The sequence below is a fragment of the Bradyrhizobium sp. WSM1417 genome (assembly GCF_000515415.1).
GTDB lineage: Bacteria > Pseudomonadota > Alphaproteobacteria > Rhizobiales > Xanthobacteraceae > Bradyrhizobium.
The window spans coordinates 2,050,635-2,075,182 of record NZ_KI911783.1; the positions used below are offsets into that span (position 1 = coordinate 2,050,635).

The 24,548-nt window shown below is 57.8% G+C and carries 26 protein-coding genes, 1 tRNA gene and 1 pseudogene; 14 read left to right on the top strand and 14 right to left on the bottom strand.

The window, feature by feature from the left end:
• Positions 1-22 precede the first annotated feature (22 nt).
• A complete protein-coding gene (locus tag BRA1417_RS0109860) occupies positions 23-406 on the bottom strand; it encodes a hypothetical protein (RefSeq protein ID WP_027515683.1) in 384 nt (127 codons plus the stop codon).
• 107 nt (positions 407-513) lie between these two features.
• On the opposite strand from BRA1417_RS0109860, the gene BRA1417_RS0109865 reads away from it, so the two are divergent.
• Both BRA1417_RS0109865 and BRA1417_RS41685 read left to right on the top strand, forming a co-directional pair.
• The gene (locus BRA1417_RS0109865; protein WP_156948661.1) at positions 514-1,011 is read left to right on the top strand and encodes a hypothetical protein; all 498 of its coding nucleotides are present in this window, start codon (positions 514-516) and stop codon (positions 1,009-1,011) included.
• A 13-nt stretch (positions 1,012-1,024) separates the two neighbouring features.
• Positions 1,025-1,540: a hypothetical protein gene (locus BRA1417_RS41685; protein WP_051448298.1), complete on the top strand. Its 516-nt coding sequence runs from the start codon at positions 1,025-1,027 to the stop codon at positions 1,538-1,540.
• A 114-nt stretch (positions 1,541-1,654) separates the two neighbouring features.
• Here the strand turns inward: BRA1417_RS41685 and BRA1417_RS0109875 are convergent, their stop codons facing one another.
• The 4 genes from BRA1417_RS0109875 to BRA1417_RS42380 all read right to left on the bottom strand — a co-directional run bounded on the left by BRA1417_RS0109875 (position 1,655) and on the right by BRA1417_RS42380 (position 8,068).
• Entirely contained in the window at positions 1,655-4,906 is a 3,252-nt protein-coding gene (locus BRA1417_RS0109875; protein ID WP_027515685.1) for an error-prone DNA polymerase, read from the bottom strand.
• Positions 4,903-5,808 (bottom strand): hypothetical protein, encoded by a 906-nt coding sequence (locus BRA1417_RS0109880; RefSeq protein ID WP_027515686.1) that lies wholly within the window; start codon positions 5,806-5,808, stop codon positions 4,903-4,905. Before BRA1417_RS0109880 ends, BRA1417_RS0109875 begins: the two co-directional genes overlap by 4 nt.
• 87 nt (positions 5,809-5,895) lie before the next feature.
• Positions 5,896-7,404, bottom strand: a complete 1,509-nt coding sequence (locus BRA1417_RS0109885; protein ID WP_027515687.1) for a DUF6504 family protein — start codon at positions 7,402-7,404, stop codon at positions 5,896-5,898.
• Positions 7,322-8,068: a damage-inducible mutagenesis protein gene (locus BRA1417_RS42380; protein ID WP_084462161.1), complete on the bottom strand. Its 747-nt coding sequence runs from the start codon at positions 8,066-8,068 to the stop codon at positions 7,322-7,324. Before BRA1417_RS42380 ends, BRA1417_RS0109885 begins: the two co-directional genes overlap by 83 nt.
• A 345-nt stretch (positions 8,069-8,413) precedes the next feature.
• Here BRA1417_RS42380 and BRA1417_RS0109895 point away from each other — a divergent pair, with 345 nt between their 5' ends.
• The 3 genes and pseudogenes from BRA1417_RS0109895 to BRA1417_RS39820 all read left to right on the top strand — a co-directional run.
• Complete coding sequence (locus BRA1417_RS0109895) at positions 8,414-8,650, top strand: antitoxin Xre/MbcA/ParS toxin-binding domain-containing protein (RefSeq protein ID WP_027515689.1); 237 nt, start codon at positions 8,414-8,416, stop codon at positions 8,648-8,650.
• A 39-nt stretch (positions 8,651-8,689) separates the two neighbouring features.
• The gene (locus BRA1417_RS0109900; protein WP_256379152.1) at positions 8,690-9,295 is read left to right on the top strand and encodes an RES domain-containing protein; all 606 of its coding nucleotides are present in this window, start codon (positions 8,690-8,692) and stop codon (positions 9,293-9,295) included.
• An 86-nt stretch (positions 9,296-9,381) separates the two neighbouring features.
• Positions 9,382-9,708, top strand: a pseudogene (locus tag BRA1417_RS39820) (SOS response-associated peptidase family protein); the annotation flags it as partial.
• Here BRA1417_RS39820 and BRA1417_RS43765 read toward each other — a convergent pair.
• Positions 9,704-10,531, bottom strand: coding sequence for a tetratricopeptide repeat protein (locus BRA1417_RS43765; protein WP_156948663.1), 828 nt, complete (start codon positions 10,529-10,531; stop codon positions 9,704-9,706). The pseudogene BRA1417_RS39820 and the gene BRA1417_RS43765 overlap by 5 nt on opposite strands.
• Before the next feature lie 144 nt (positions 10,532-10,675).
• On the opposite strand from BRA1417_RS43765, the gene BRA1417_RS42385 reads away from it, so the two are divergent.
• Positions 10,676-11,482 (top strand): site-specific integrase, encoded by an 807-nt coding sequence (locus tag BRA1417_RS42385; RefSeq protein WP_084462163.1) that lies wholly within the window; start codon positions 10,676-10,678, stop codon positions 11,480-11,482.
• Here the strand turns inward: BRA1417_RS42385 and BRA1417_RS43770 are convergent.
• Positions 11,390-11,761, bottom strand: coding sequence for a hypothetical protein (locus tag BRA1417_RS43770; RefSeq protein WP_156948664.1), 372 nt, complete (start codon positions 11,759-11,761; stop codon positions 11,390-11,392). The genes BRA1417_RS42385 and BRA1417_RS43770 overlap by 93 nt on opposite strands.
• A gap of 406 nt (positions 11,762-12,167) precedes the next feature.
• Here BRA1417_RS43770 and BRA1417_RS0109930 point away from each other — a divergent pair, with 406 nt between their 5' ends.
• From BRA1417_RS0109930 to BRA1417_RS39830, 3 genes are all read left to right on the top strand, one after another.
• Positions 12,168-12,503: a hypothetical protein gene (locus BRA1417_RS0109930; RefSeq protein WP_027515694.1), complete on the top strand. Its 336-nt coding sequence runs from the start codon at positions 12,168-12,170 to the stop codon at positions 12,501-12,503.
• A gap of 716 nt (positions 12,504-13,219) precedes the next feature.
• Positions 13,220-13,396: a hypothetical protein gene (locus BRA1417_RS43775; RefSeq protein WP_156948665.1), complete on the top strand. Its 177-nt coding sequence runs from the start codon at positions 13,220-13,222 to the stop codon at positions 13,394-13,396.
• Positions 13,397-13,499: 103 nt separating this feature from the next.
• Positions 13,500-14,714 (top strand): recombinase family protein, encoded by a 1,215-nt coding sequence (locus tag BRA1417_RS39830; protein WP_051448299.1) that lies wholly within the window; start codon positions 13,500-13,502, stop codon positions 14,712-14,714.
• A gap of 9 nt (positions 14,715-14,723) precedes the next feature.
• Here BRA1417_RS39830 and BRA1417_RS45405 read toward each other — a convergent pair whose 3' ends face one another.
• The 5 genes from BRA1417_RS45405 to BRA1417_RS43780 form a co-directional block, all read right to left on the bottom strand.
• Positions 14,724-14,933, bottom strand: coding sequence for a hypothetical protein (locus tag BRA1417_RS45405; protein WP_245286172.1), 210 nt, complete (start codon positions 14,931-14,933; stop codon positions 14,724-14,726).
• 99 nt (positions 14,934-15,032) lie between these two features.
• Positions 15,033-15,108, bottom strand: a tRNA-Ile gene (locus BRA1417_RS0109940).
• A 658-nt stretch (positions 15,109-15,766) separates the two neighbouring features.
• Positions 15,767-16,378 (bottom strand): hypothetical protein, encoded by a 612-nt coding sequence (locus BRA1417_RS0109945; protein WP_027515695.1) that lies wholly within the window; start codon positions 16,376-16,378, stop codon positions 15,767-15,769.
• A gap of 47 nt (positions 16,379-16,425) precedes the next feature.
• Positions 16,426-17,334, bottom strand: coding sequence for a hypothetical protein (locus BRA1417_RS0109950; RefSeq protein WP_156948666.1), 909 nt, complete (start codon positions 17,332-17,334; stop codon positions 16,426-16,428).
• A 69-nt stretch (positions 17,335-17,403) separates the two neighbouring features.
• Positions 17,404-17,751, bottom strand: coding sequence for a hypothetical protein (locus BRA1417_RS43780; RefSeq protein WP_156948667.1), 348 nt, complete (start codon positions 17,749-17,751; stop codon positions 17,404-17,406).
• A 234-nt stretch (positions 17,752-17,985) separates the two neighbouring features.
• Between BRA1417_RS43780 and BRA1417_RS0109955 the strand changes: the two genes are divergently transcribed.
• A complete protein-coding gene (locus BRA1417_RS0109955) occupies positions 17,986-18,522 on the top strand; it encodes a MarR family winged helix-turn-helix transcriptional regulator (protein WP_027515697.1) in 537 nt (178 codons plus the stop codon).
• A gap of 157 nt (positions 18,523-18,679) precedes the next feature.
• Here the strand turns inward: BRA1417_RS0109955 and BRA1417_RS42390 are convergent, their stop codons facing one another.
• Entirely contained in the window at positions 18,680-19,201 is a 522-nt protein-coding gene (locus BRA1417_RS42390; RefSeq protein ID WP_245286173.1) for an avidin/streptavidin family protein, read from the bottom strand.
• Positions 19,202-19,915: 714 nt separating this feature from the next.
• Between BRA1417_RS42390 and BRA1417_RS0109960 the strand changes: the two genes are divergently transcribed.
• The 4 genes from BRA1417_RS0109960 (at position 19,916) to BRA1417_RS0109965 (ending at position 21,944) form a co-directional block, all read left to right on the top strand.
• Positions 19,916-20,182, top strand: coding sequence for a hypothetical protein (locus BRA1417_RS0109960; RefSeq protein ID WP_035968412.1), 267 nt, complete (start codon positions 19,916-19,918; stop codon positions 20,180-20,182).
• Positions 20,183-20,573: 391 nt separating this feature from the next.
• The gene (locus BRA1417_RS42395; protein ID WP_084462165.1) at positions 20,574-20,840 is read left to right on the top strand and encodes a DUF3551 domain-containing protein; all 267 of its coding nucleotides are present in this window, start codon (positions 20,574-20,576) and stop codon (positions 20,838-20,840) included.
• 309 nt (positions 20,841-21,149) lie between these two features.
• Positions 21,150-21,380 carry a hypothetical protein gene (locus BRA1417_RS43785; protein ID WP_156948668.1) on the top strand — a complete coding sequence of 77 codons (231 nt, stop codon included), beginning with the start codon at positions 21,150-21,152 and terminating at the stop codon, positions 21,378-21,380.
• 381 nt (positions 21,381-21,761) lie between these two features.
• Positions 21,762-21,944 (top strand): hypothetical protein, encoded by a 183-nt coding sequence (locus BRA1417_RS0109965; RefSeq protein WP_027515699.1) that lies wholly within the window; start codon positions 21,762-21,764, stop codon positions 21,942-21,944.
• Between the two features lie 154 nt (positions 21,945-22,098).
• Here BRA1417_RS0109965 and BRA1417_RS0109970 read toward each other — a convergent pair whose 3' ends face one another.
• On the bottom strand, positions 22,099-23,961 hold the full coding sequence (locus BRA1417_RS0109970; protein WP_027515700.1) for a reverse transcriptase domain-containing protein: 1,863 nt from the start codon (positions 23,959-23,961) through the stop codon (positions 22,099-22,101).
• Positions 23,962-24,548 lie beyond the last annotated feature (587 nt).

The window sequence follows — 24,548 nt, forward strand, 5'->3', positions numbered from 1 at the left end:
GTTCGGGTTTTCAAAAGCGCCGTCATTCAAGGTTTGCAGGCAACATACTGAAACCCGCTGCAATCGACGCATAGTAGCGGTGGACGCCGTTGCACACCCGATAGCGAAACGTACCTGAACAGAAGTCGCGGACCGGGAGACGAATGGCGGGGACTGCCTCGATCGTGTCATCCGCAACAAATCCCTTGAGCACACGGACCAGCCGCTCGCGGCTGAAGCCGCGAAAGTCCAGAGGATGACTTTTGAACCGACCTAACGGTTCGATCTGTTCGAGTGGGATCATGCTCGCGTCCGAACTGGAACGATAAGCCGGCTGCTTCGCCTTGAAACCAGCGAATCCGGCCTCGGCGATCCAGGCATCCGGGATCTCAAAGTCGCACGGATAGTTTGGCATCGGAAAACGCATGGCACGCCCACTTGGAGGAAAAGGCCCTAACAGCTGTAGGATAGTTTATACGTAACCTAAGATCGGTGAATACGGCTCGGCACAATCGGACAAGTTCGGGGAAATGTATGCGATCACTCTGGCGTTCAGGGTATAACAAGCAAGTCGGACGCTATATCAAAAAGCATTATGGCGGGAGTGCCGGGATAACGGCGCTATTTCCTTACATGGAGCCAGACTTCAACTGGAAAAGACCAGACGTTGCGGACTCTCGCACCGCCCGCAAGACCAACAATGAATATCACGGCGTCGAGCGTCATGCCCGGCAATACCATGTGACGGCTCAGTATCTCGAGGCAGCCGAGCACTGGCTGATTGCTGCCGCCATTAGACGTGAAATGATGGGGGCGCAGGGAATGAATGATGCATCGCACTTGGGCGCTGTCGAATTCTCCATCAACAATTACCGCTACAATATGTCGTTGCACAGGTGGCAACGAGCCAAGCGGCGGTATCGTCCGTTTCCAAGTCCCGAGAGTTTTGGTCTCAACAGCGCTATGATGGACAAGAAGGACTCCATCGCTGCGGGCGAGATAGAGAATATCACCGGCATCGCTTCGGATTAGGAGACGCCACACAATGCCGGTCGATCACTACGCCGAAGACAGAGCAGCTCCCGAGCTCAGCACGCACGAGCTTCTTAACGGCCTGCCTCACGATTTGACGCTGCGCTTCTTTGCGACGTTCGCGCGCTTCGAATTCGCGATGAAGTATTGTAATTGCCTGAAACCACGCGGAGCTGCGGAGGGCTGTCGTCGAAGACTTGAGGAGCGGCTGCCTGCCGACTTTTTTGAGGTCATAAGGCAGCCCGGTGTTGCTGCAACCCTGATCAACCGTCCAGCAAAGAATCTCTTGGCGCGCGGAGGCGCTGTCCCTCAATTTGGCGATCCAGAGCCCCCACTTGCAACGGCGCGGCAGCTTCTTGATGCCGTCTGGCGCGTCCGCAACAATCTCTTTCACGGCAACAAACTGTCTCCTGCTGACCGCGCCCGTGACGAAGCCCTCATGACAGATGTTTTGGCGGTCATTTACGCAATCTTGGAGCGTGACCACCAGCTTTCGGTAGCCTTTCACGAGCCGCAGGAACACTTCTAAGCGGGATCGTGAGTTGGCTATCCTTGTACACAAGGCTCGAAGCTTGCTGCAGCGGATGCGGCGCGATCGAGAGAGCGAAGACGCGCCCGCAGACCGGTGTGGGATTGTGCCTGCTTACCGGAAATTCCTCGCCTTGACGTTCAGCGTGTCGATGTGGAGGTCCGGGATGTAGATATCGCGGACTTTCCTTATCGGTACTTCACCGCGCGGATCAGGACCGCCGGGATGCCTGGCTTCGTCACCGCGCCCTGCCGGGAGGATGAAGGGCTCGTTCTGGCCGCCAACGCTGTTCAGCAGCTCGGTCTCGTCCGTCAGATGCTCGGCGATCAGATGCACGACCCCATTCGCGCACTGCACGCGGCCGCGGCAGGTCATCATCTGCGCTCCGAGTATCGCTCGGCGCTGCCTGTCGAACAGTGATGGCCAGACGACCAGATTGGCGATGTCAGTCTCATCCTCGAGTGTGATGAACATAACGCCCTTGGCCGAGCCGGGCTTCTGCCGCACCAGCACCAGCCCTGCTACCGATATGCGCGATCCATCCTTGACCATCTGGAGGTCGCGACACGGCCGAATTCCGTTCTGTGTCAGCCCCTCGCGCAGGAAAGCCATGGGATGCGCGCGCAGTGTCAGGCCATGCGAGCGGTAATCCTCGACCACTTCGCGGCCTTTGGTCATTGGGGGCAGGACGACGGCGGTTTCTTTGATCTCGGGCTGGATGCCCTGCTCACGCCGGTCAGCCTCGGCAAAGAGGAGTAGTGTGTCCGAACGCAGCGACTTGATGGCCCAGGACGCCTCGCGACGGCTGATATGGATCGACTGAAAAGCATCGCATCGGGCAAGGCGTACCAAGGCGCCGGGACCGAGACCGGCGCGGCTGGAAAGCTCAAGAATGCTGGCGTAGGGCGTGGCGCCCCGGCCCGTGGCGAGGCGTTTGCCGTCATTCTCAGTCAGGCCGCGTACCATGCGCAGACCGAGGCGCACCGCGCGGTGCTTGTCGTCGAGCGGCTCCAGCGTGCAGTCCCATTCGGAAGCATTGACGTCGATTGGCCGTACAACAACGCCATGCTGTCTGGCATCGCGCACCAGCTGCGAAGGATCATAAAAGCCCATCGGCTGCGCATTGAGGATTGCGCAGCAGAACACATCCGGATGATGGCATTTCATCCAGGATGAGGCATAGGCAATCAGCGCAAAACTGGCGGCATGACTTTCCGGAAAGCCGTATGAGCCGAAGCCTTCCAGTTGTTTGAAGGTGCGTTCCGCAAAGTCCTGGTCATAACCATTGTCGATCATGCCCTTGATCAGCTTGTCCCGGAACTTGTTGACGCCGCCCGTGAACTTGAAGGTTGCCATAGCCCGGCGCAACTGATCCGCTTCGGTTGCCGAGAAGCCGGCGGCGACCATCGCCACCTGCATCGCCTGCTCCTGAAACAACGGTACGCCGAGCGTCTTGCCGAGCACCTTTTCGAGTTCGGGCTTGGGAAATACCACCGGCTCCCTGCCTTCGCGGCGGCGCAGGTAAGGATGCACCATATCCCCCTGAATAGGTCCCGGCCGCACGATTGCGACTTCAATGACGAGGTCATAAAAGCGTTTGGGTGCCAGGCGCGGCAGCATCGCCATTTGCGCGCGGCTTTCAATCTGAAAGACGCCGACCGTATCAGCCTTACGGATCATTGCGTAAGTCGCCGGGTCTTCCGCCGGGATCGTCGCCAGATCGAGAGCAATGTTTTTGGATGATTTGAGAAGATCGAAGGCCCGGCGCATGCAGCCCAGCATGCCAAGCCCGAGCACATCAACCTTCATGAATTTCAGCGCATCGATATCGTCCTTGTCCCATTCGATGACCTGACGGTTCTCCATGGCGGCTGGCTCGACCGGCACCAGTTCATCAAGCCGGTCAAGCGTCAGCACAAAGCCGCCTGGATGCTGCGAAAGATGCCGGGGCGCGCCCATCAGCTCCCTGGCAAGGCCAAGCGTCATCCTGAGACGCCGGTCGGCGCTGTTGAGGTTGAGTTCCTGCAGTTCTCTGTCGGAAACGCCATCATCGCTCAAGCCCCAGGTGAGCCTTGCAAGCGCGGCCGTGATGTCTTCGGGCACACCGAGCGCCTTGCCAACTTCACGGACCGCACCGCGGGCCCGGTAGCGTGTCACCGTGCAGGTGAGGGCGGAGCGCGTCCGCCCGTAAGTCTCGTAGATCCACTGGATCACTTCCTCGCGCCGCTCGTGCTCGAAATCGACATCGATATCCGGCGGCTCGCGACGCTCTTCCGAGACGAATCGTTCGAACAGCAGTCCCTGACGCACGGGATCGATCGAGGTAATGCCGAGCACAAAACAGACAGCAGAATTCGCGGCCGAGCCGCGGCCCTGACAAAGAATGCCTTTCGAACGCGCAAAGCGCACGATGCTATCGACGGTCAGGAAGTAGGGCGCATACTGCACGCGTTCAATCAGGTTCAACTCATGCCGCAGCTGCATGGCGACGTTGTCCGGCGGGCCCTCCGGATAGCGTTGCGCTGCACCTTCCCAGGTCAGCTTTTCCAGGCGCTCCTGCGCCGTGAGGCCGTCCTGCAGAACTTCAGTCGGATAGCTGTATGTCAGTTCGTCCAGCGAGAAGTTGCAGCGCCCGGCAATCTCTTCGGTGCGCCGGATCGCTTCGGGATAGCGCCGGAAGAGGCGCTCCATTTCGTCCGGGGCTTTCAGAAAGCGATCCGCGTGTCTCTCTTTAAGGAATCCTGCCCGGTCGATTGTGGTCTTGAGCCGGATGCAGGTCACGACATCCTGCAGCATGCGGCGCTCGGGTGTGTGATAGAGCACGTCACCTGTCGCGACGACCGGCACTCTGGCCCTGCTCGCCGCCTGCGCCATCTTTTCCAAGATGGCGGCATCGTTGGGCCGAAAACGGCGGGTGAGGGCGCAGTAGGCGCGATTGCCGAACGCATTGCGATATTGTGCCAGCTCGTCGGCGAAAGTTTCGCCTGGTCTGTCGCTGACAAGGATTCCGATCAGACCCTCGCACCATGCGGCGACTTCCTTGAAGGCAAGGCTGCATTTGCCCTTGCCGGCCCTGCTCTTGCCGAGTGTGAGAAGACGGCAGAGACGACCATAGGACGCCCGGTCCGTGGGATAGACCAGAAGCGACGGAAAATCCTCGAGATCGAGCCGGCAACCAACGATGAGCCGCGTCCCGGTCACTTTCGCAGCTTCATGGGCCCGCACGATGCCGGCGAGCGAATTCCGATCAACGATGCCGACCGCCGGAATGCCGAGCAGCGCCGCCGCGGCGAGCAGCTCTTCACAACTGGAGGCGCCGCGCAGAAAGGAAAAGTGACTGGTGGCTTGAAGCTCGGAGTAGATCATTCCGTCTGGTTTTTCGGGCGAAGCTCGATATCGGTCTTGAGTTGTATGGCGTAATTGACAAGTGGATCGGGCTTCGGCGGAGTCCAGGAGGGGAGCGCCTCTGCCAAAGCAGCAGAAGTTTCGCCCAGTGCACCGATCCAATCGAATTTAACCAAGGACTTGATCAGTGGCCCCATCGCTTTGCGCCCAGCGGTGTGCAGAGAGGAGATGGTTGGAAATGCCCCTGCAATTTGCCGGGGCCCATTCGATTGCTTGAGTTCGTAAGCCTCGGCCGCTTTTGCGTACTCTCGAGCTTTTGGAGCGATGTTAAAGTACGCCTCATGAGTTGCCCATCGAACAACCTCATCAAAGTTTTCTGCCTTCAGCGCCTCCCGACTTTGTTTAGCTAAATCAAAAACTGCATGGAGGTACTGCTTTCGCGCGTCCTTCAGTTTCTGTTTAAGCAAATTGATGTCGTCTTTGGTCAAGTTGTCAAATGTCAACGGCGGGAGTGGAATCGAAACGCCAACGGACGCCAAGATCAAAACAATACATTGGGGATGAAGGCCCATGTGGTTTGTCACGAGGCTCTTCAGCTCCGTTCGATCTGACAGTATCAAGGAGTCAAACTCGATCGATTGCAATGGGTCGTCGAGATCGGGGTCTTCACCATCATATTCCGGGGCGAGTACCGGATCATCCCTGAAGTGAGCTCTTTTATCCGGAGTGATAATCGGTGTCGTAACTGCTAAATAACTCGTTTCGCCGGCCAATGCCTCGTATTGCGCTTTTTCAGTGTTGCGAAAGTCTGCTACTTGAACATTCTCGCCGATAAGCATCACCGGTGCATAAAGATGCTTCAGTTTTCCAGTGACCAGATCTTTGTCGATAATGATGTTTCGGAATAAGATGTCAGCCGACATAGCGTTCTCCTGTGAGAATAAGTTCCATCTGTAGATTCATATAAGGTTTCCTTCAATCCAAACTTGATCAGACACTTCGGATGGCGGTTATGCTTCACCGATGCCATGCAGCCACCAGCGGCCGCCCTGATCGGCCGGCGCATCGCGGAACAGCCAGAAGCGCTCGCCCTGCATGTTCTCGACCCGGTAATAATCGCGCTGCATCGCGATCTCCTGATCGCTGCGCCACCATTCGCCAAGAATGCGCTCGGGCCCGTCGGCCTTCACCACCCGGTGGCGGACCTTGCGCCAGACAAAGAACCGCGGCGGCGCATCCGGAATCTCCGCGACCGCACTGACGATCTCGGGCGGTGTCAGTAGCCGGGAAGGCCGCGGAAGATCATCCGGCCAGGTGACGCCACTTGCCTTCGCCATCGCCGGGACCCGTTTGATGGCGCGTTCGGGAATGTCGCTTTCGACCGGTACAATCCGAAAGACACGCTCGGCCCCCAGCTTGACCCGCAGCCTGTCGACAAGGTCGCTGACATCCGCATCCTCGCCGGGTCTCGCAACGTGCGATCCGACAATCTGCTTTTCCGTGACGGCCTCAATCCAGGAAGCGGTGAGGGTGGCTTCTTCGATGCCAAAGCCGGGATCGACCAGCACCAGCCGCTCGCCCAGCAGCTTTGCAAGATGCGCGGCATTGCGGTTGGGCCGCGATGTGCCGACGCGCACCGCCTGCGCGATATTGTCGACCCGCATGAAGACGAGATCGAGCCGTCGCGCGCCCACGCCGCGTCGTTCGAGCTCCGCAACAAGATCCTTGCAAAGGAGTACGATCACGCGCTGAAGATCTTCCGGATCGCCAAGTGGCTCGGGGAATCGCAGTCTGGTACGCGGCACTTCCGGCGGAATGATCGACACCAGCACTTCGGATGCCGCGCCCAAAGCCTGATCCATGCGCAACAACACATCCGATCCAAAACGGGTCTGCAAACCGCCGCGCGGCTTGGTCGCCAGTTGCGCAATCCGCTCAATGCCGACATCGCGCAGGCTTTCCACAACAGAAGCGCTCAGCCGCAGCGCCTCGATCGGCAAGCTGCCCAAAAGCTCGGCGGCGCGGCCCGGTGCCACGATTTCTTCCTTGCCAGAACGGGCCATTGCCCACGCACAGCCCGGCGTATCGGCAACGGCAACTCTGGCCGCAATGCGGGATGCCGCCAGCCGTTGCTTCACATCGGCGAGAAGAGCAGCTTCGCCCTTGAAGAGATGCGCCGAGCCCGCAATATCGATGAAAAGTCCCTGCGGCGGATCGGTTGCAACCACAGGCGAATAACGCGTGCACCAAAGGGCTAGCCGCGCGAGACTTGCTTCATCCTCATAAGGCTGTGCCTCGGCGATCGCGAGATCGGGTACCAGCGACTGGGCATGAGCTACTGTCATGCCGGGACGCAGCTTCAACCGCCGCGCGGCTTCATCGACGGCAGCGATCACCCGCTGATTGCCATCCTGCCTTGCAATGATCAGCGGCACATCAGGCTGTGGCAAGCCGCCATTCTGCCGGCGCAGGCGATCGGTCGCCCAGGTCGGCAGGAATAGCGAGATGACCCTTCGCATCAGGGGCCTCCACAGTCCAGGTGTTGGCTTCGGCCCCACGGCACCGAAGCAGTTCGAGCTGCCAGCAGGCACGCCCCATATCGAAATCAGACATTGGACCGGAAGGTGAAGAACTCAGGCGCCAGCGTGAAAAGCATGCGTTGTTTTCGTCGGCCTTGGCTCCGGAGCGCCGCAGCACAAAGGCGACCACGCCAGATGCTTCGGCCGCCAGTTGCAAACGCCGCGAAGGCGTGAGGGGAAGCCGGACAAGTTCGCCCACCACGCCAGCCAGTCCACCATGTCGCAAGCCTTCTTCCATCGCCGGCAGAACTTCCGAGTCCTTCCAGGTCTCACAGTAAATGACGCGATCCGGATGCAATCCCACGCGCGCCAGTGCCGGCGCAAAAAGATCGCGGCTATGAAGACACCAGATGACCGGCCCCGGCAGGCGCGCAAGAATAGCAGCGGCAAACAGAGCGGAGAGGGAGGCGCGCGCCGCATCGGTCCCCTGCTCACAAATCTCGTGAACGGCGCCGAGAACAAGCCCGCCTCCCGGCAACCAACGATCAACGGCGTCGATGCCGAAGGGAAGCGCCTTGCGATCGGCCTCACCACCCGCGCACATGCGCCCGAGCTTCTCGCGAAGCGCGGTCAGGGCTGGGGAATGGGGGGCGGCAAGCTGCATGACGTGACCGGGCTGGATTAGAACAAACAGAGAACGTCAAAGTCAGCCTAAGAGTCAATGGTCTTTTATGATGCTGAAATGCTTGCTGTTTTTCGGACCAAGCGCGGCTGGCGGGGCCAGGAACGGTCGCCGGCGTCGCGCGTTGCTGAGGTCGGAGAAACCCGATGTGGTGCCGAATTGCAACTAATGCGTGGAAAGCTAGCCGCTCTGCCACCTGCATCAACTTTCATCGAGACCGCAGAGAGGAACTTGCAATAGCCTCTTTAACGGCGCTATCATGATTCAGCGGTGATACTGCGCTGTCGTCTTTAGCGTGTTCGCTTGTCACAGCCCCGCGGTGAACAAATGCACGATCCCTATCCTTACGAACTGCCGGAAGAACTCTCGGAGCCAGACACCACTCTTCTGGACGATGAGAATCCGGACATTCGCAAGGAGATTGTAAAGACGATAGGCGAGGACTGGTTGCACACGAAGAACATTCTGTTTAACAACAGAAAGCCCGAAGAGCTTATTGGTACGCCCGAAGAGATCCGACTACGCGATATCGTGCGCCAATATGTAGTCGCCGCCATTTCCTAGATTTTCCTTCCTCCCATTCTCAATACGATAGTGTAGATCGTGAACCTTTCTGCATGCTCGTCGCTGCCGACATCTCCTGAAACTGGGACATGGTACCGTGCCGTGGACACACGGTTTTTGGCGGCCCACTTCATTCATAGTCGAATGAAGATATCCATTACCCGCTTCAATGCAGGACGAAAGCTGAAACCGGCCAACAGATACGCGTGTCTTTATCTGGTGGACGATCCTACCTGTGCCCAGTACGAGGTCGGACAGCAGCTCGGCTTTCCAACGCCAGGAAACTACGTTGCAAATAAGCAGAAGAGTTTTGCTCAGCTAACAATCCAAGTTGTCTTGAACCGCGTGGCTGACATTAGCGATCCACGCTCACAGGCCTCGCTCGCTACCAGCGTGCAGGAACTGACTGGCGATTGGAAAGGGTATGACTACAGAACGCCCTATACTTCTGTAAGGGCACCGACAGGAGTGAGCGACACCCAACATCTCGGGCATGCCCTTTACACAACCGGGATCGAAGGGTTCAAAGCCACGTCGGCGAAACTTCCTTGGCACCAGGTCCTTGTCGTTTTTCCTGACAATCTCTCGCTCGGCAGCTCGATCGTCTACCGTGAAGGAAGCAAGGTTATTCATTCTATTCCGTAGACCCTGAGCAAGACGATAGAAGCTGCAGAGGTTCGGCGGCGCTCGCGGTTTTGCGCACGCGTCGATCGCTGTGATATCGTTCCGTCATGTGCAACCTCTACAGCATCACGAAAAATCAGGACGCCATCCGCAGATTGTTCGGCGTGACGCGCGACAGCGCCGGCAACCTGCCGAGCATGCCGGGCGTGTTTCCGGATTATGAGGCTCCCGTCGTGCGCAATGAGGATGGCGGCCGCGAGCTCATCAAAATGCGTTGGGGCATGCCGCCGCCGCCGAAGTTTGGCGGCCCGCCGGTCACCAATATCCGGAATACATCGTCACCGCATTGGCGCGGCTGGCTGAAGCCGGAAAACCGCTGCCTTGTGCCAGCCTCCAGTTTTTCCGAGTACGCTCCCGAACCGAATCCGGTCACCTTTTGCGCAGGTGCATTCGCGGAGCAGGAAAGCACCGCTTGCGAGGTATAGGGTGTGTCGTGCCCTGTATAACCTGGAGCACATCACCACTTCCCAGCTTGTCGAGGTTGCCATAGTGGGCGCGAACCGCCTCACGCGAATCTTCGCGAAGACGATTGCGCGTTAGCTCCACAATATCCTCATCAGTTGGCGTGTCGGCAGACTGCGCGAGATGCTGCTGAGCACCGCTATTCGAGGGTGCTCCGTTGCCGCCCGGTACTGTCTTTACTCCGAGCTCCGTCAACTTTTTGGTGGCGCGCTCGTAGCCTTGCGCCGACTCTTTCGAGAGCCAGTAGCGAGCCTGTTCGCCGTCCTGCGCGACCCCGTTACCGTCCAGAAAAAGAATACCGAGAATGTATTGTGCTGGGGCATTTCCACGGTTCGCCAGTTCTTGAAAGTAGGGGAATGCCAACCGATAGTCGTCGCGGTCTATTGCGTCTTCGCCCTTCTTGAACAAATCCTTATCCGATAGCGTTCCGGTGTTCGATGCGTCCGCCGAACGCGCTGCGGGCGGCGGCGAGCCGATTCCACCTGCGCCGCCCGCCTCGGCTGCTCGTTTTGTAGCAGCGCTCGAGGTGGGCGATTGGGACAAGGTACCGCTCTGCTCAAGAGCCGCTCCGCCCAATGCATTTTCACCGGAAAGAATGGTGAGTGCGCTGACCACGCATAACGCCCGGGCGGCGCGGAGCTTGGATGACCGCCAACCCCATTTCCCAGCGGTTATGTAGAAGTTGTCTTTGTTCGATTGAATGTCGTTGCGACGGTATTGCCAATACGGTTTCAAACTAGCGGAAAAGCCTTGAAAATGGCTCTAACTCAACGCTAGACTCTAAGACGAATTTTCTACCAGCCGCGCGCTCTTCGCAGATTTTTAGGGGACATCTCGTGCTGAACCAGTATTGGCAATACCATTTCAGGCGAGGGCGTGATGCTGGATTATGCAAGCGCTGGAGCAAGTCTCTTTGAGCAGGCAGGCGGTCGCAAGTATCTGAATGCTGCCGAGAGGCGGCGGTTTGCTAAAGCTGCCGCACGCGCCAAGACCGACATCCGCTTGTTTTGTCTTACGCTTTCGCTCAGCGGTGGGCGGATATCCGAGGTGCTTGCGCTCACACCCGTGGCTGTCGATCTCGACGCCTGCGCGGTTACAATACGAACTCTCAAGCGCCGCAAACCGGGCATCGTCCGGCAGGTCCCGCTGCCGCGCGGCCTGATACACGATCTCGACCGCGCATTCGGTATTCGCGAGCGCCAACGAGACCCGCTGGAAGCCACCAGGCGCCTTTGGCGCTGGAGCCGGATGACGGCATGGCGGAGGGTCAAGGAGGTGATGGCGCTCGCCGATATCACTCGAACGGCTGCTATGCCCAAGGGCCTGAGACATGGTTTTGGGGTCAACGCTATCGCCAACCTCGTGCCTCAGAGCCTAGTCCAGCGCTGGCTAGGCCACGCCTCCCCAAAAACGACCGCGATCTACTGCGACGTGTGCGGCCCTGATGAACGGGATCTCGCGGAGCGAATGTGGAAAACCGCGTACCGGAAGCCGGTCGACGCGATGCTGGAGCAATTGGGTTCAGTTTGGCGTGCTCTGGCATCCTGCTGGCGCACACTTTTAGCAAATCAGGATGCCGCTGCCAGCTCCCATTCACATGTTGGTCGCTTGGCGCCGCACGAAGGGGATCGCAATGACCGGCTGCGACGCCGAAGTCTCCAGGGCAACCGGTGGATGATCAGGTAACGCTTTCGGCCTACACCGCCCAATGCGCTCCAAACCGGAAACCATCATCGCAAAAGCCCACCAGGCAACAAGGAATGCAAGAACGTCGCAAGCGGGGATCTCGTCGCCGTACAGCCGGACAAGACCGATCGCGACTCCCAGCAGGCCGGCCGATGCGGCCAGAAAGCACAAGCCGTTCAACATGCGCGCGATCGCCAGCGCCGACCGTACCACTTCGAAGAATGCATAAATCGCATTGTTCGCCACTTCGTTGAGCAAAGCGTTTCGAAAGATATTCAAACTGGCCTCCCGTCTTGTGCTGGCACGAGACATGCCGTTCCGCAGAGTACCGTCGCGGTACCGCAGATAGGTGCGGATTGTCTGCGAAACAGCCGGAAAGCTTCGTAAAGCGGCCGCCCAAGAGTGGAGGCGGCGAAGCTGACACCTATAATGGCTCAATAGAAATAGGGACTCGGGTTAATGACTCATGATCCGCAGCATATGATCTGGAATCCACTCTGCGAGCGCGTTGACAATCTGTCGGCCATCGAGCGCGCCGATCTCGAAAGAGCGCAAGCTTGGGCCTGCTATCTCAACGGAGGCGGCGGCGATCCCAGGTATTTTGATTATGTCTCCTGGCTGAAGAATCAGGAGCGAAGCCGCTAGGCGGCAATGACGCGTAGGCTTCCGTGAAGCTGCCGCCGAAGTGACCCGCAACACCGAATCCGAGCGGCCGCGGTCCCCTGAACGGGCTGAGGTCGAGCATATCGGCGGCAATGCCCATCTGTCGCGCCGGGGCCTTTCACAGGCTGCGGAGTTTGGACCCCGCAAGGCCGCGGCCAGCATGGGCGCGCTTGTTGATGGCGTGTTTTCCTTTTTGACGAACCTTGGCTCGGCTCGTCCCGAGCCGGTATCGGCCGAGGAGAGGGCGGATCAATTCCGCGAAGCGGCCGAGAACGCGCTCAAGCAGGAGCAGCACCGTGGACGCGAGGAGGAAGATGCCGGATGGCGCGATCGGCAGAAGGCACTCTATAGAGAATGACTCAGGGGCCGGCCCCGCCACGGCCGAGCCCCCATCTCCTTCGGCAAACCAATTGAGGGACGATGCCGGCGTTGATCGGTTGGCGGAGGAGAGTGAAGCGCAGGATCTCGCACTGAAATTGGAATTCCGTCGCAAGCTGGCGGGCGTACGTTGGCTTCCGCGGTGGGCTCGGGCCGGTGCGCGGCGCGAACTCTACGAGTGACTGAGAGCCGCGCGTAAGGCCCTGAAGGAGCGAAAGGCCGCCGAACGCCACGCAATCATCGAGCGTTTCCGCAGAAGGCGTGCACGGCGACCTACCAGGATGCGGCTATCAACTGGCCCGCCCATCTGAGATGATGGCGAGATTAATGATAGCAGGAAATGGCTTCGAGCCGAACAGCCAGCAGATGGGTTTTGGAACGCTTGCGGTCGGCTCTCAGTGCGACTGTCGCTGGACCTCCGATTGCGTGCCACACGTCTGTATGCATAGTTCGACGGCTAACCTGAGGCGCGACGCTCGGGCCGAATGAAAGGTTTCGCAACCTTTCGTATTCCTATAGTTTACAAAGGCGCGCGTCGATTTCGTGCGGCTTAATGATGTCCAGAGAGGACATCGTTACAATGGACCGCAAGCATCAAGCAGATTGTATCAGCACAAGCCGGAATGCGACTTTCAGTTCCGTTGAGCGCCGAAGTTCATTGATCAGGCTATCGACCCAAAGGCCCAGGGCGATTACTTGGATCAGACCATTGCTGTTTGGCAGCCTTGCACCGACCGTGCCCTGACACGCGAAGATGCGCGCGAGATCGCTTCCAATGTCATTGGCTTCTTCCGCGTCCTGCGCGAATGGTCCGAGGAAGAACGGCGTTCGGCTGTTTCCACCGAGTCCTCATCACCATCTACGTCGAAGTAGAAAACGAGTGCTCTGCATGCGTCTGTGTCGCACGATAGAATTATAATTGCATCGTTGTCGCCTTCCTGATTGAATCATATGAACTCTTCCACTCAGGAGGCTTATGAAAAGGACCACGAAAACAATCGGAGTATCGACCGCAAAGAAGGCGGTTGCCTATGCACGCGTCTCAACCAAAGAGCAGGATAGGGAAGGCTTCTCAATCGATGCTCAAAAGAAGCTCTTGGCCAATTATGCGCAGGCAAATGGATTGGTCATCGCGAAGGAGTTTGTGGCCATCGAGACTGCGAAGCTGAGTGGCCGAACCTACTTCGGTCAGATGATTCTCCATCTCAAAAAGCATCCAGATATCCGCGCCATACTGGTCGAAAAGACAGACCGACTCTACCGAAACGTCAAAGACTGGGTGACGCTCGACGAGTTCGATATTGAAATTCATCTCGTCAAGGAAGGCTTGGTGCTATCGCGCGACTCTAGGTCTTCCGAGAAGTTCATGCATGGCATCAAAGTTCTGATGGCCAAGAACTACATCGACAATCTTTCGGAAGAAGCTCGCAAGGGTATGCAGGAAAAGGCCGAGCAAGGGCTCTGGCCAACGATCGCGCCGCTTGGCTACCGAAACGTACTCGGCCCGGATGGCAAGAAGATTATCGAAATTGAGCCCGTTATTGGACCCGTTGTAGCCAAAATGTTTGCTTGGTATTCGGATGGGACGCTGTCGCTGCGAGATGTCGCCGAAAAGGCGCGCTCCGCGGGTCTTGCTTCCCGCGTGACAGGCGGCATTGTGCCCATCAGCAAGGTTCATACGATTTTGCGCAACCCGATCTATACCGGCGAAGTTCATTGGAAGGGTCGTTCCTATCCCGGGCGCCACAGGCCGCTGGTCACCCGCGACCTCTTTGAGCGCGTTCAGTCCGTCCTAGATAGGCGCAACGCGACCAAGCTTCGACGCGGCCCAAGGGACTTTGCCTTCTCGGGTCTCATGAACTGCGGACATTGCGGTTGCGCGTTGGTCGGGGAGATCAAAAAGGGGCGCTACGTCTATTACCACTGCACTGGCTACAAAGGTAAATGCCACGAACCATATGTCCGCGAAGAAGTTATTGCGGATAAGTTTTCAGAGCTCATGGGACGGCTGCGGTTCTCTGAGAAAGTTCATGAGTGGATCGTGGCTGGACTCCATCAAAGTCACGCCGATGAACGAAAGGAACACGACGCTGCAGTATCGCGCCTTCAGGCTGAATACGACCGCCTCACTCAGCGGTTAAGCGCTATGTACGTCGATAAGCTCGACGGCCGAATTGATAATGCGATGTAGGACAAGATGTCAGCGGAATGGCGCAAGGAGCAGGATCGCTGCATGCGAGAGATCAACCGGCATCAAACAGCCGAGCACTCCTACATGGACGAAGGCGTGATGCTGTTGACGTTGGCAAAGGATGCGCAACGGCTTTTCGAAAAGCGGCCACCTGCGGACAAACGTCGTCTCCTGAATTTCGTACTTTCGAACTCGACCTGGCGCAATGGCGAGCTTCAAGAGACCTTCCGCCAACCCTTTAATTTAATTGTAGAAACCGCCGGGAGCGATCCCGATGACAATGGCGGCGGCGGTCCAAATTTGCCTCCGCGTTCTGGCTGGTGGGCCCGGCAGGACTCGAACCTGCAACCAGACCGTTATGAGCGGCCGGCTCTAACCATTGAGCTACGGGCCCCACCGCCGAAAGGCGGTCGCGCAGGATCGTTTACAGGTCGGCCAGCATTCCGGCAATCCCATATCGCTGCAGGCGAACTGGGCCAGCTCGCAGTTCGCGTTTAGCTTGGCAGGTGGAAGCTCGCGAGGCGCCGCCAAGGATCAGGCCGATGAAATCGAGGACAGCTCATGATGCAATCGTGATGGTGCATGCGACACGGTTTCGATTGTGCAAACTAAGATCGTCGGCGATCTTGCGTCGGGACATTGGCAGCGAGTTTGCGGAAAAGCTGATGGCGCAGGCCAAGTGTTGGCGCGGGTCGAGAGCTGAAGATCATGCGAGCACAAGTCACGACTGACGGGATGGATGTTCCGGCTGACATGCGTGCGACGGTTCTCCCATTCGACGCGCACCGACCGCTGGGCTGCTCTCGCAGCTGCGTGAATGAGGCTGTAGCACGGCAATATCATGCGCCCTGGAATGATCCGAAGATCGCTTAAGAGCGGCATGATAGCTGTGCGAAAGGCGGGCCGGCCCTAGAGCTGCAGAAGGGTGAAGAAACAGCGCCGGTAGGCCTGGCGCGATCGGCACGTGAGCATGGCTCCGTTCGCGTGGAGACTCCGGCTGAGGCCGAACAAATGAGCGGTCGTAAGCTCACCGATTTTGCGAGCATCCCGGTTCAAGGTTCAGCTTTTGGGGGGTCGTCAGGTGCCCCCCATCGCGCGACCCGGTTCGGTCGATGAATCCGATCCGTCAGGTAGAAAAGACCGAGAAGCGTGTTCGATAGCAGGTTCGCCAAGGCGAATACGTACACGAACCAGAAAACCCGGAAAATGGTTGGGCGCCAATTCGCAGCCGCTTCTGACAACCAATATTTGTCGGTGAGGAGATAGACGTAACCAACGACGTAGAGCACCAGCGTCAGGAACGCCATGTAACCAAACAGGAACGACAGAAAGCGACGACGGCTCAGGTTCTCGAAATACGTCTCCGTGTTGACCGTGTGCTCGAGCCGGACAGGCGGTTCGCCAGGCATGGGGTCATCCATCTCCTGCTTGCCGAAAGTCGCTACTGCCGCCAGCGCAGCGATGAAAAACCCGGTCAGTACGCCGAGGAAGTTGCTCAGCTTGCCGATGATGTCCAGCGACCCAACAGCGTCCTTCACGAATTCGGATGAGAAGAGAGGCAGAGCAAAGAGCGCTGCCAGAACAAACGGCAGGCCGTAGTCGAACTTCCACTTCTCGGGGTGAGCTATCCTCAGATACTGCAGAGGAACGAGGATCCGCCACATGGCTGTCTATCCAACGAAGTCTTTGATCTTCAAAATCAGTTCATCGCTCATCGTGTCGGAGATGTCCGGCAGAGCCTGCCGCAGTGTGACCTCAGCAGACTTGACGAACAAGGCCTCTCCAGCATCGACCCTGGCGGTGTCCACTTTGGCACTGTGAGCTTTGCTTGCTTGCGGCTCTTCCATCGGACGCGCATCGCTTCATAGTCGTGCTTGCGCGCATACTCCTTCAGCTTTTCAATAAAGTTCAGCGCTTCACCTTGCGGCAATCCCTTCGCGATCGAAAGGCTAAGGTCACGTCGCACGGATCGAATGAACTGGGACTCGTCAAAGCCTAGGTTCTTTTCGCGGTAGTTGATCAACTCGACGTGGAGCAGCCGACCTTCCTTGATCGAGTCCTTCAGTCGGTCGGAGGCGTGTCCGGTCAAGTCGACCATCGGACGTGTCTTCAAGGGCTCTTTTGAGCCCTCCCGCTTGAACGTGAGCCCCTGATCATCAGAGATCGTTTTGAACTCTGCTCGCAAAAATCCTTGGATCAATGAACGGCCAAAGCCCGAGACATCCTCGTAGACCATGCGGTACAGATGACCGCCTTTTTGAGTAGGCTTCAGCGAGATCACCGCATGGACGGAAAGGCCGCCGGCTTCGTCATCGGCGCGCTTTGGGATCCTGACCTTTCCGGTCTTGAAATTCGTGAAACCTGGATCGGCCTTGTCCCGATCCCCAAGACAAAACAATAGCGCGATCGCCGCGGCGCCATTCGCGAGCTTGATCTCCTTCAGAGCCGAAAGCCTGATGACGCGCCGTTCGTTGTCAATCACCTGGAAGCAAAGATCGCTCGCCTGCCTTTTCTTTAGGTAAGGAATGAACTCAGCCAACGATAGTGCCGGCGCGTCTGATGGATGAGGTGTCATGGCAAGATCAAAAAACAGGATGAATCGTTGATTGCCTCGTAACATTGTGCCCCCGGTTTGCTTTCCGGGAACATCGCACACCGAACGACAGAATCAACAGAATTGGTCAATCTATCAGTAGTTGATCGTTCTTTTGAGCGGACTGAATAAACCTGCCTGTATTGCGCGGCCAGCTTGTTGAGGAGCCCAGAGCGCATCTGACGCCCCTGCCGGCCAGCAGTTGGTGCGTGGTTGCGTGAAAATCAGCTGGTGTCCCCCAGCCACACAGACACGACATGCAACGGCGCGATCGCGCTTGATTTCGGCGTTCGTAGGATCTTTTTCGATGAATTCCGCCGCATTGACTGTGCAAAGTTCGGACGCTGTAGAGCAGCAGAGGTGCGCCGCTTCAGAAATACGTTTGCCCGGCGCCGGATCCGAGAACCGGTCTTCCCGCAGCTGTGGCCCGAGCGTATCTGACATGTGAGACACGACGATCAAGGTCTTACATGTTGGCCAGTCATTGTGAGAGCCGTACGTTGGCAGTAGCGCCGACATGTAGGGCGGGGCTCGCTCGCAGGCACCTACTTCGGACCACGTCTTTCGGAAGGAAGCGCGTGAGGCCTGAACAGGAACGGCCAGGCAATTGTCCCTTTCTCCAGCCTTGTCAGCGCGAACGAGCTTTGAGTATGGTCATAACATTCGGCGGCACCGCATTTGGCTAAGCAAGCGATTCAAGCCGGGAATGGCTCTGCTGAGAGTCAGGAATTGGTGCGACGATTAACGCTGGAGATCAGAACCCTCAACGTCTGTCTGGAGGATTTTCTTCACGTCCGAGCCGAGGCACTTGGCATTACTGGAACACAATTGGCGATATTGATGGCGTTGACAGACTTAGGCAAGAATGGGGGGGCCCCGGCCGGCGTCCTTGCAAAACTGATGAAAGTCGATCCATCCTTCATCACGCTACATTCCAAGGCGCTGGAGAAACTCGGATTTATACGGCGTAAGCCCGGCATCAGGGATGCTCGAGTGGTCCAGCTGTCTCTAACGGACAAAGCTCGTAAGCGTCTCGCGAACATCGCTGCGCAACAGCAGGAAGTGGATCAGTTCGTTTTCGGTGAGCTTGGCAACGAGGAATTGACGAGGCTGTCGAGCCGCCTTGCAGCGCTGAGGAAGCGGCTGGAGAGCGCAAGCCTGAAAGCCGAACTGGAAAGCGGCGCGGTATCTGCCCGAGGGTGGGGCCGACGCTAAAATGGAGGCGCTTTGGATGATTAACCGTTGCATGAATGCGGGGCGCTGCACGCCCTCATGTCTGCATAGCCAGGCTTGCGGAAGGCGTCCACGCGGCTGAGGCCAGGAACTCGCGAGCGCGATGTTGCGACCCTGGATCACGCCCCTGCAACGGGAGCTACCATACGCGCTTGAATATATCTGCGCCCTTCAACTTGCTGGGTTTGCCGTTCGTATCAACGTAGAACAGCGTCCATGACGCGGCCATTTGAGAGCCGTTGGGTTTCGCGACCCAGCGAGTAAAGGAATTGCATTGGGCGAACGTAACCACAAAATACAAGCCAGTTGGACCAACAGCTCCCGATGCAGGATATGGAATGCCCTGGCAGGCAAATCCCTGAGCATGATTTGTGAACGTTCCTTGTAATGCCCCGCTGCTGGCTGACCAAATAAACAGTTCCGAACCCCGTTCGTTTTTCCAGTATGAAGGAGCAGGAAGCCCTTGCGCTAAGACCTCCCCGGAAAGGAAGAAAAGTTGAGCGATAAGCAGGAAACCCAGAAATCTCTTCATATTGCATTCCCAAAGAGGTCGCTTGAACGTTGCAAGACGGTTCATGTGCTTAGCTGATACGGCGGCGTTTTTTCCATTTACAAACATTCTTGGACTGAACTCTACAAAGCGTGTTCCCAGTAATTCCATGTCAATTGCAGCAGACCTTTAGTCGAGGTCGAGGCGAGTCTCTTTGTTCTGACCTTTACGTTTATTGTTACCCTACGTTCGGCGCCGAGATGCGGCCTATATGCGCCAAATCGCGCCGGATGCCGGCGAAGTCGGATGTTCGAGGGCCCGCCGGGCCTGTGATGCCGTCAGATGCCCGTCTATTTCCAACCGAGGCTCGCTGCTCTCGTCCACGTCGTCTGCGGGATGCGGAGACCAGGGGCAGTTGCCCAGACCGGGATGGAGTTGAGCAACCCATTCTGAAGGATCCGATTGCACTCATCGCGATTGGCCGCACAGCGAGGCGCGTCCGCTGTATGAAACATGGGTAACGGACACCGACTCAAATCTCTCCGTGGGAATCACGTTGTGCCTGCACCGGCAATTGTAGGCATCGCCGCGACAGATACTCGATTGTCGCCGACCTGAATGACACCGAGCTGCGTTAAGCTTCCTAATCTGTAGAACTAGAAAAGCACGCGTTTTGAGTCTATATCTCGCCACCGGGGCTGGACTGCATATATTCACGATAGCATTTTGAACCCGGAAGGTCGCCGGCGAGATTGTCGGCGGCCTTTTTCAGCGATAAGCGGATAGGGATGGGCCGGCCTAGATGCGATCGGCCTAGCTTTCATAGTCGCAGCTTGGTTATGACGGATTGGCCCGCCAGTGTGGCGGTGCCACACGGGGGCGTTAATGCATGATTGGAAGAGCGAACTCGACGCCCTGCTCGCTGAAACGGTGGCGTTTACCAAATCGCTGAAGATCGAGCGGTCGAGGTCTGAGCTGAAAAAAGTGGTTGAGCCGCATGAGCTCAGCTTTCCGGACTATGGCGGCAGCGAGCGCGATGAGATCAGGAAGCGGGTCGAGAGCTTCAAAGCACATCAAGCGCGCTTCATGCGGGAGCGCGAGGAACATGCCGAGGCGCTGCTGCGTCGGATCAGGCCGATCACAAAACCCTAGGAGAGCTCAACCCTAGGAGAGCTCAAAGTCGCTGAATCTTCCTAGGCCGCGCCAGATCCACTCGAGTCGCTCATCTCAAGTGATGCATGCTCTAACGGCCGGGATATTTCCGCGTTCGAGATAACCGCGCCCTGGAGTTGGAGCACCCCGAACCGATAATTTCCAAGCTCGGATCGACTATTTCAGTACGGTTTTTGCTAGCCTGACGCGTGAATACTGCGCTGCTTTTGAAGGAGCCGCAGGAATCCTGCTCCAACCGCGGAGCCTCTGACGATCGGAGTTCTTTCGAACGCGATCGGACAAGAGGTCCACCAAGAGCTTGTGGCATTGACCAAATCTAAAAACATTACATTTAGAGTCTCATCGAAGACCTGACGGAGGCTACAGTCAGATGCGCAACCTTCTCTCTCTTGGTGTGCTTGCACTTCCGATCCTCGCCGGCTTTGGATCACCTTCGCTGGCCGCTTCGCGGGGGCATTCGTACATTCCACCGGCTCGGCAGGACGTTTATTGCTTGCAGGGACGTACCTGGGGATATCCGGGCAATTGCGAGTTCTCGACCTATGACCAGTGCATGGCCACTGCCTCCGGTACCTTGGCCTATTGCGGGGTGAATCCAACCTACGCATTCCAGCGACAAGGACGGCCATCGCGCTGATGCGTGATCCGCAAGCGTTATCGAGATATCACCATCATAGAAGTGGATCCGCCGGCTCGGCAGCTTAAGGCTTGAGCTTCTGCCCGATTGACATCCCGCTTGAATACGGTCGCGCTCTCGGTTGCACCGGGACGCAAGCCAGCAATGATGGCGCTATGGCTTATCGGCCTCACATAACATCTGTTGCTGGCCGGAGTGAGCAGGTTCTTCCAGCCAGGCCTTGCCGCGACAGACGCATGGAAGGATTCCTAGAGGCCTCAGTTCGGTTCGCGTGAAGCGTCCCGCCATCTGCTCGAGGAGCGCCAAAGTTTGTCCGCCGCGGTCACGGTGGGACTGGCATTTGCGGTGATCCAGACTAAAATCCTGCTGTTGCCTTGTTTTGTTATTCATTCGCTTGGAGGCGGGAATGAGCAGCCCGCTGACCGCGATCTGCTCTATGCCATGCTGTGGAAGTCCCTCACGGGCTGCGGCGAGCGGACATTTTTTACCCCATTGGATTCTACCCTGACCGGTCGTGTCCAGTCACTCAGGACCTGCTGACAGGAGGACTCGGTGCGCTAATCTTCCTGCTTCCGGCGCTTTTTGAAACGCCGCGGAGGTGGGGCTTTACGCGATGACCTGAGTCACGGTCCTCGTCACTATCGCGCTTGCCGGTCTATGGACCCAGGGCCGAGCATATGGGGCCGCTGAAGAGCTGAAATTTCAAAGGAAAATTTTTCAACCCGGCTCTGCCGAACTGCTTGCGGCGGCCGGAAAGAGGCAAGACATGCTTTTCGCGTCCAGGTTCAGGTGACGAGGGTCTCATCGAAATCCATCACGTGCAATGGCCGATCCGCGCCGCTGAAGCAGATGGCTCTAGCGTGGTTCGGGCGACTCACGGTATCCATCATTCCCGATGACTTACCGCACAATGGGAATAAAATGGTTGCAGCCACCCCTGAATTACCGGCCTCTGGTTACGCCCTTGAAGTGGACGGTCGATTCAAGGCCGAGTTTGCGACCAGAGATGGCGCCAAGGCGGGCGGAGAAGAACTGAAGAAGCGTTTTCCTGTGCTTCAGATCAGGATCTATGACGCGCAGACCAATGCGCGCGAGGAAATCTAGATCTTGCGACTAGCGGTCTCTTCCGCGTGCGCGCGTGCGGCTTTCGCCGCATCGGGCTCTCGTGAACCGAGCCGCTTTGCGTCTCGGTAGGGTAGGCGCGGGATACCTCGACGAGGATATCCCTACGCCTCCCCCCAAACCGTGCGGGCACTTTTCAATGCACACGGCTTTCCGTACGCGCATGCTCTCGACCAGAGACGGCTGCACGGCATGACGGGCACAGGACGATGGTCTTGCGCCGCCAACCGGACCGTTTCCAATCCGTCAGCGATCCGCTTCGCAGGTCTCCTACGCGGCGGAGGTGATGCATCTCAAATGGCCCCGTCGTATCGCCGCATGCTTCGCATCTGCGAGCGTTGAGGCGATCGATCAGATCATTTGGGCTTTTGACCCACCACGCCCCTGCTGTGACGTTGTCGACCACAGGACTCGTCCAGTAGGTTTGGGTCAGATGCTTCAGCCTCCACAGCTTGATGCTGCGAAGCTTACCACGGACCACGGAGCTGACCTCGTAGTCCGTACCATTCCACAGACGCGCCATGGTTCTCGCTCTCGTCGTCCGATGGCGCATCGCCAGCGTCTTCACGAGGCTGCGGAACACAACGAGCTCCAACAGTCCCAAGGCGCCCTTGAAGTCATCAGCAAACGAATGGTAGTTCGCAAAACCACGGAACTCTGAGTTATAGGCGAGGACGGTCGCGACATCGCTGGTAACCAAGAACTGCTCGCGCGGGCGGCCAGTTTTTCTGGCGAGATCGCCATAGCCATGTCGCTTGCAGAACGCGGTAACCTCCTTCCGCGGCACTCGCAAACTGACATTGCCAGTGGTCGGCCGGCGTACCACGCGCCATGTCCGTCCATCCGGTCCCGTGCGGTTGGATTTACGTCCAGCCCCGTAGGATGTGTATGTCGAGATGCGATAGCTCAGGAAGGTCACTCCCTTTGAAGCGGCGTAGATCCCACTTTTCTCGGGCGATACGGTGAGCTTCAATGTCTGCGTCAGAAATTGTTCGACGCAAGCCATGATCTCACACGCTTCCCGCTTGCTCCCGATCACGCCGATGAGGAAGTCGTCGGCGTACCGGCAGTAGCGGAGCCTTTTGAAGTTGGGGTCCATCGGATCGACGGAAGGCACTTTCCGTCTTTCCTGATTGACGGCTTTGATCTCCGCAAATGTAGCATCGATCTCGGCCCGATCCGCGCCTTCGGCGCGGAGCCGTTCAATTTTCCGGCGGAGACTAAGGACGCGCCGTTCCAACGCCGCGTAGCGCGGGAATGGACGTCGATCGCGACCCTTGTCGAAGCCCGCCTTCATCGTCTGCATGTGCTGATCCAGCTCGTGCAGATAGATATTGGCGAGCAAGGGCGAGACAACGCCGCCCTGTGGCGTGCCACTGTAAGTGCGTCCGTAGACCCAATCTTCCATGTAGCCTGCTTTGAGCATTCCCTCGATCAGACCGATGAACTTGTCGTCATCGATCCGCTTCTTTAGAATCCCAAGCAGAATGTCATGGTCGATGTTGTCGAAGAACCCACGTACATCCACTTCGACTAGCCACTTGCAGCCCGTCCAGGTCTTGTTGATGGACTTGAGCGCGGTATGACAGGATCGTCCCGGGCGGAACCCATGCGACTCATCGAGGAACACGGGTTCGTAGATCGCTTCGAGCAGAATCCTGACCGCCTCCTGAACGAGCCGGTCTTCCACCGTAGGGATACCCAGCGGTCGTGTTTTGCCGTTGTCCTTCGGGATATAAACCCGCCGGACCGGCCGGAAGCGATAAGTGCCATCTGCTACCCGCCTGGCGATGCCGGCGATCTTCGCCAGCGACATGCCGTCGAAGGTCTTGCCATCTACGCCAGGCGTCAGGGCTCCCTTGTTGCGAGAGACCTTTTCGTAAGCCCGCTCGAAGAGATGCGGAGATCTCATCAAGCGGTGAAGGCCATTTACGCGCTTACCCGACCGCGACAAAGTCGGCAGTGATTCAATTCTTCTCTGGATGGTAGCGGCCTGCATCAGCAGAACCTCTCCGTCGAAGAATCGTTTCTACGCATACTGCAAATGCCGTTTTTAGCGGCAACGTCCTTCCCCCCGATCGGAGGCGCTTTCGGTCCGGTCACCCGGCCTTATACGCATGATCGTCCGCCTCGCGGCGGCTGTCCCGGCCATTACGCCGGGCATTTGGGTACTATGACGGCTCCGTCGCCATACAGGTCCTCGAAAGAGCCTGCTGCAGGCGATCCCGTAGTTGCGTGTGTAGGAAGTTGCGGCGTGTTTAGGTGTCCCATTCGTCTCCTTGACCCACCGATGGTGGTCGTCCCACGCGGACTGGTGGCAAATCGCACTGGCCGGTGCGATCTGCCCCGCGTGGCATAGCGTGTCAGCCGCGTTCGCTACGGCCAGCCCTTTGGCAACTGGAAACTGGGATTCAGGCAATACAGCTTTCACCATGCACACCTTACTCTGTGCTCTCCACCGGACTGCGGCGCCCGACTTCGAGACGTTTCCCGGCATGCTCTGGTCCCGTTCTCCTTTCGGAGTCTCAGTCGTTTCCGACACCGGTAAGCCGGGCAAGTAAGAGCCATAACCAGCAGGCTCCATTC

What these genes read in the sequence shown, in the direction of transcription:
- BRA1417_RS0109860 (WP_027515683.1), bottom strand. Translation starts at nt 406, where the DNA reads ATGCGTTTTCCGATGCCAAACTATCCGTGCGACTTTGAGATCCCGGAT.
- BRA1417_RS0109865 (WP_156948661.1), top strand. Translation starts at nt 514, where the DNA reads ATGCGATCACTCTGGCGTTCAGGGTATAACAAGCAAGTCGGACGCTAT.
- BRA1417_RS41685 (WP_051448298.1), top strand. Translation starts at nt 1,025, where the DNA reads ATGCCGGTCGATCACTACGCCGAAGACAGAGCAGCTCCCGAGCTCAGC.
- BRA1417_RS0109875 (WP_027515685.1), bottom strand. Translation starts at nt 4,906, where the DNA reads ATGATCTACTCCGAGCTTCAAGCCACCAGTCACTTTTCCTTTCTGCGC.
- BRA1417_RS0109880 (WP_027515686.1), bottom strand. Translation starts at nt 5,808, where the DNA reads ATGTCGGCTGACATCTTATTCCGAAACATCATTATCGACAAAGATCTG.
- BRA1417_RS0109885 (WP_027515687.1), bottom strand. Translation starts at nt 7,404, where the DNA reads ATGCGAAGGGTCATCTCGCTATTCCTGCCGACCTGGGCGACCGATCGC.
- BRA1417_RS42380 (WP_084462161.1), bottom strand. Translation starts at nt 8,068, where the DNA reads ATGCAGCTTGCCGCCCCCCATTCCCCAGCCCTGACCGCGCTTCGCGAG.
- BRA1417_RS0109895 (WP_027515689.1), top strand. Translation starts at nt 8,414, where the DNA reads ATGCACGATCCCTATCCTTACGAACTGCCGGAAGAACTCTCGGAGCCA.
- BRA1417_RS42385 (WP_084462163.1), top strand. Translation starts at nt 10,676, where the DNA reads ATGCTGGATTATGCAAGCGCTGGAGCAAGTCTCTTTGAGCAGGCAGGC.
- BRA1417_RS39830 (WP_051448299.1), top strand. Translation starts at nt 13,500, where the DNA reads ATGAAAAGGACCACGAAAACAATCGGAGTATCGACCGCAAAGAAGGCG.
- BRA1417_RS0109945 (WP_027515695.1), bottom strand. Translation starts at nt 16,378, where the DNA reads ATGTGGCGGATCCTCGTTCCTCTGCAGTATCTGAGGATAGCTCACCCC.
- BRA1417_RS0109950 (WP_156948666.1), bottom strand. Translation starts at nt 17,334, where the DNA reads ATGTTACGAGGCAATCAACGATTCATCCTGTTTTTTGATCTTGCCATG.
- BRA1417_RS43780 (WP_156948667.1), bottom strand. Translation starts at nt 17,751, where the DNA reads ATGTCAGATACGCTCGGGCCACAGCTGCGGGAAGACCGGTTCTCGGAT.
- BRA1417_RS42390 (WP_245286173.1), bottom strand. Translation starts at nt 19,201, where the DNA reads ATGGAATTACTGGGAACACGCTTTGTAGAGTTCAGTCCAAGAATGTTT.
- BRA1417_RS0109960 (WP_035968412.1), top strand. Translation starts at nt 19,916, where the DNA reads ATGCATGATTGGAAGAGCGAACTCGACGCCCTGCTCGCTGAAACGGTG.
- BRA1417_RS42395 (WP_084462165.1), top strand. Translation starts at nt 20,574, where the DNA reads ATGCGCAACCTTCTCTCTCTTGGTGTGCTTGCACTTCCGATCCTCGCC.
- BRA1417_RS0109965 (WP_027515699.1), top strand. Translation starts at nt 21,762, where the DNA reads ATGGTTGCAGCCACCCCTGAATTACCGGCCTCTGGTTACGCCCTTGAA.
- BRA1417_RS0109970 (WP_027515700.1), bottom strand. Translation starts at nt 23,961, where the DNA reads ATGCAGGCCGCTACCATCCAGAGAAGAATTGAATCACTGCCGACTTTG.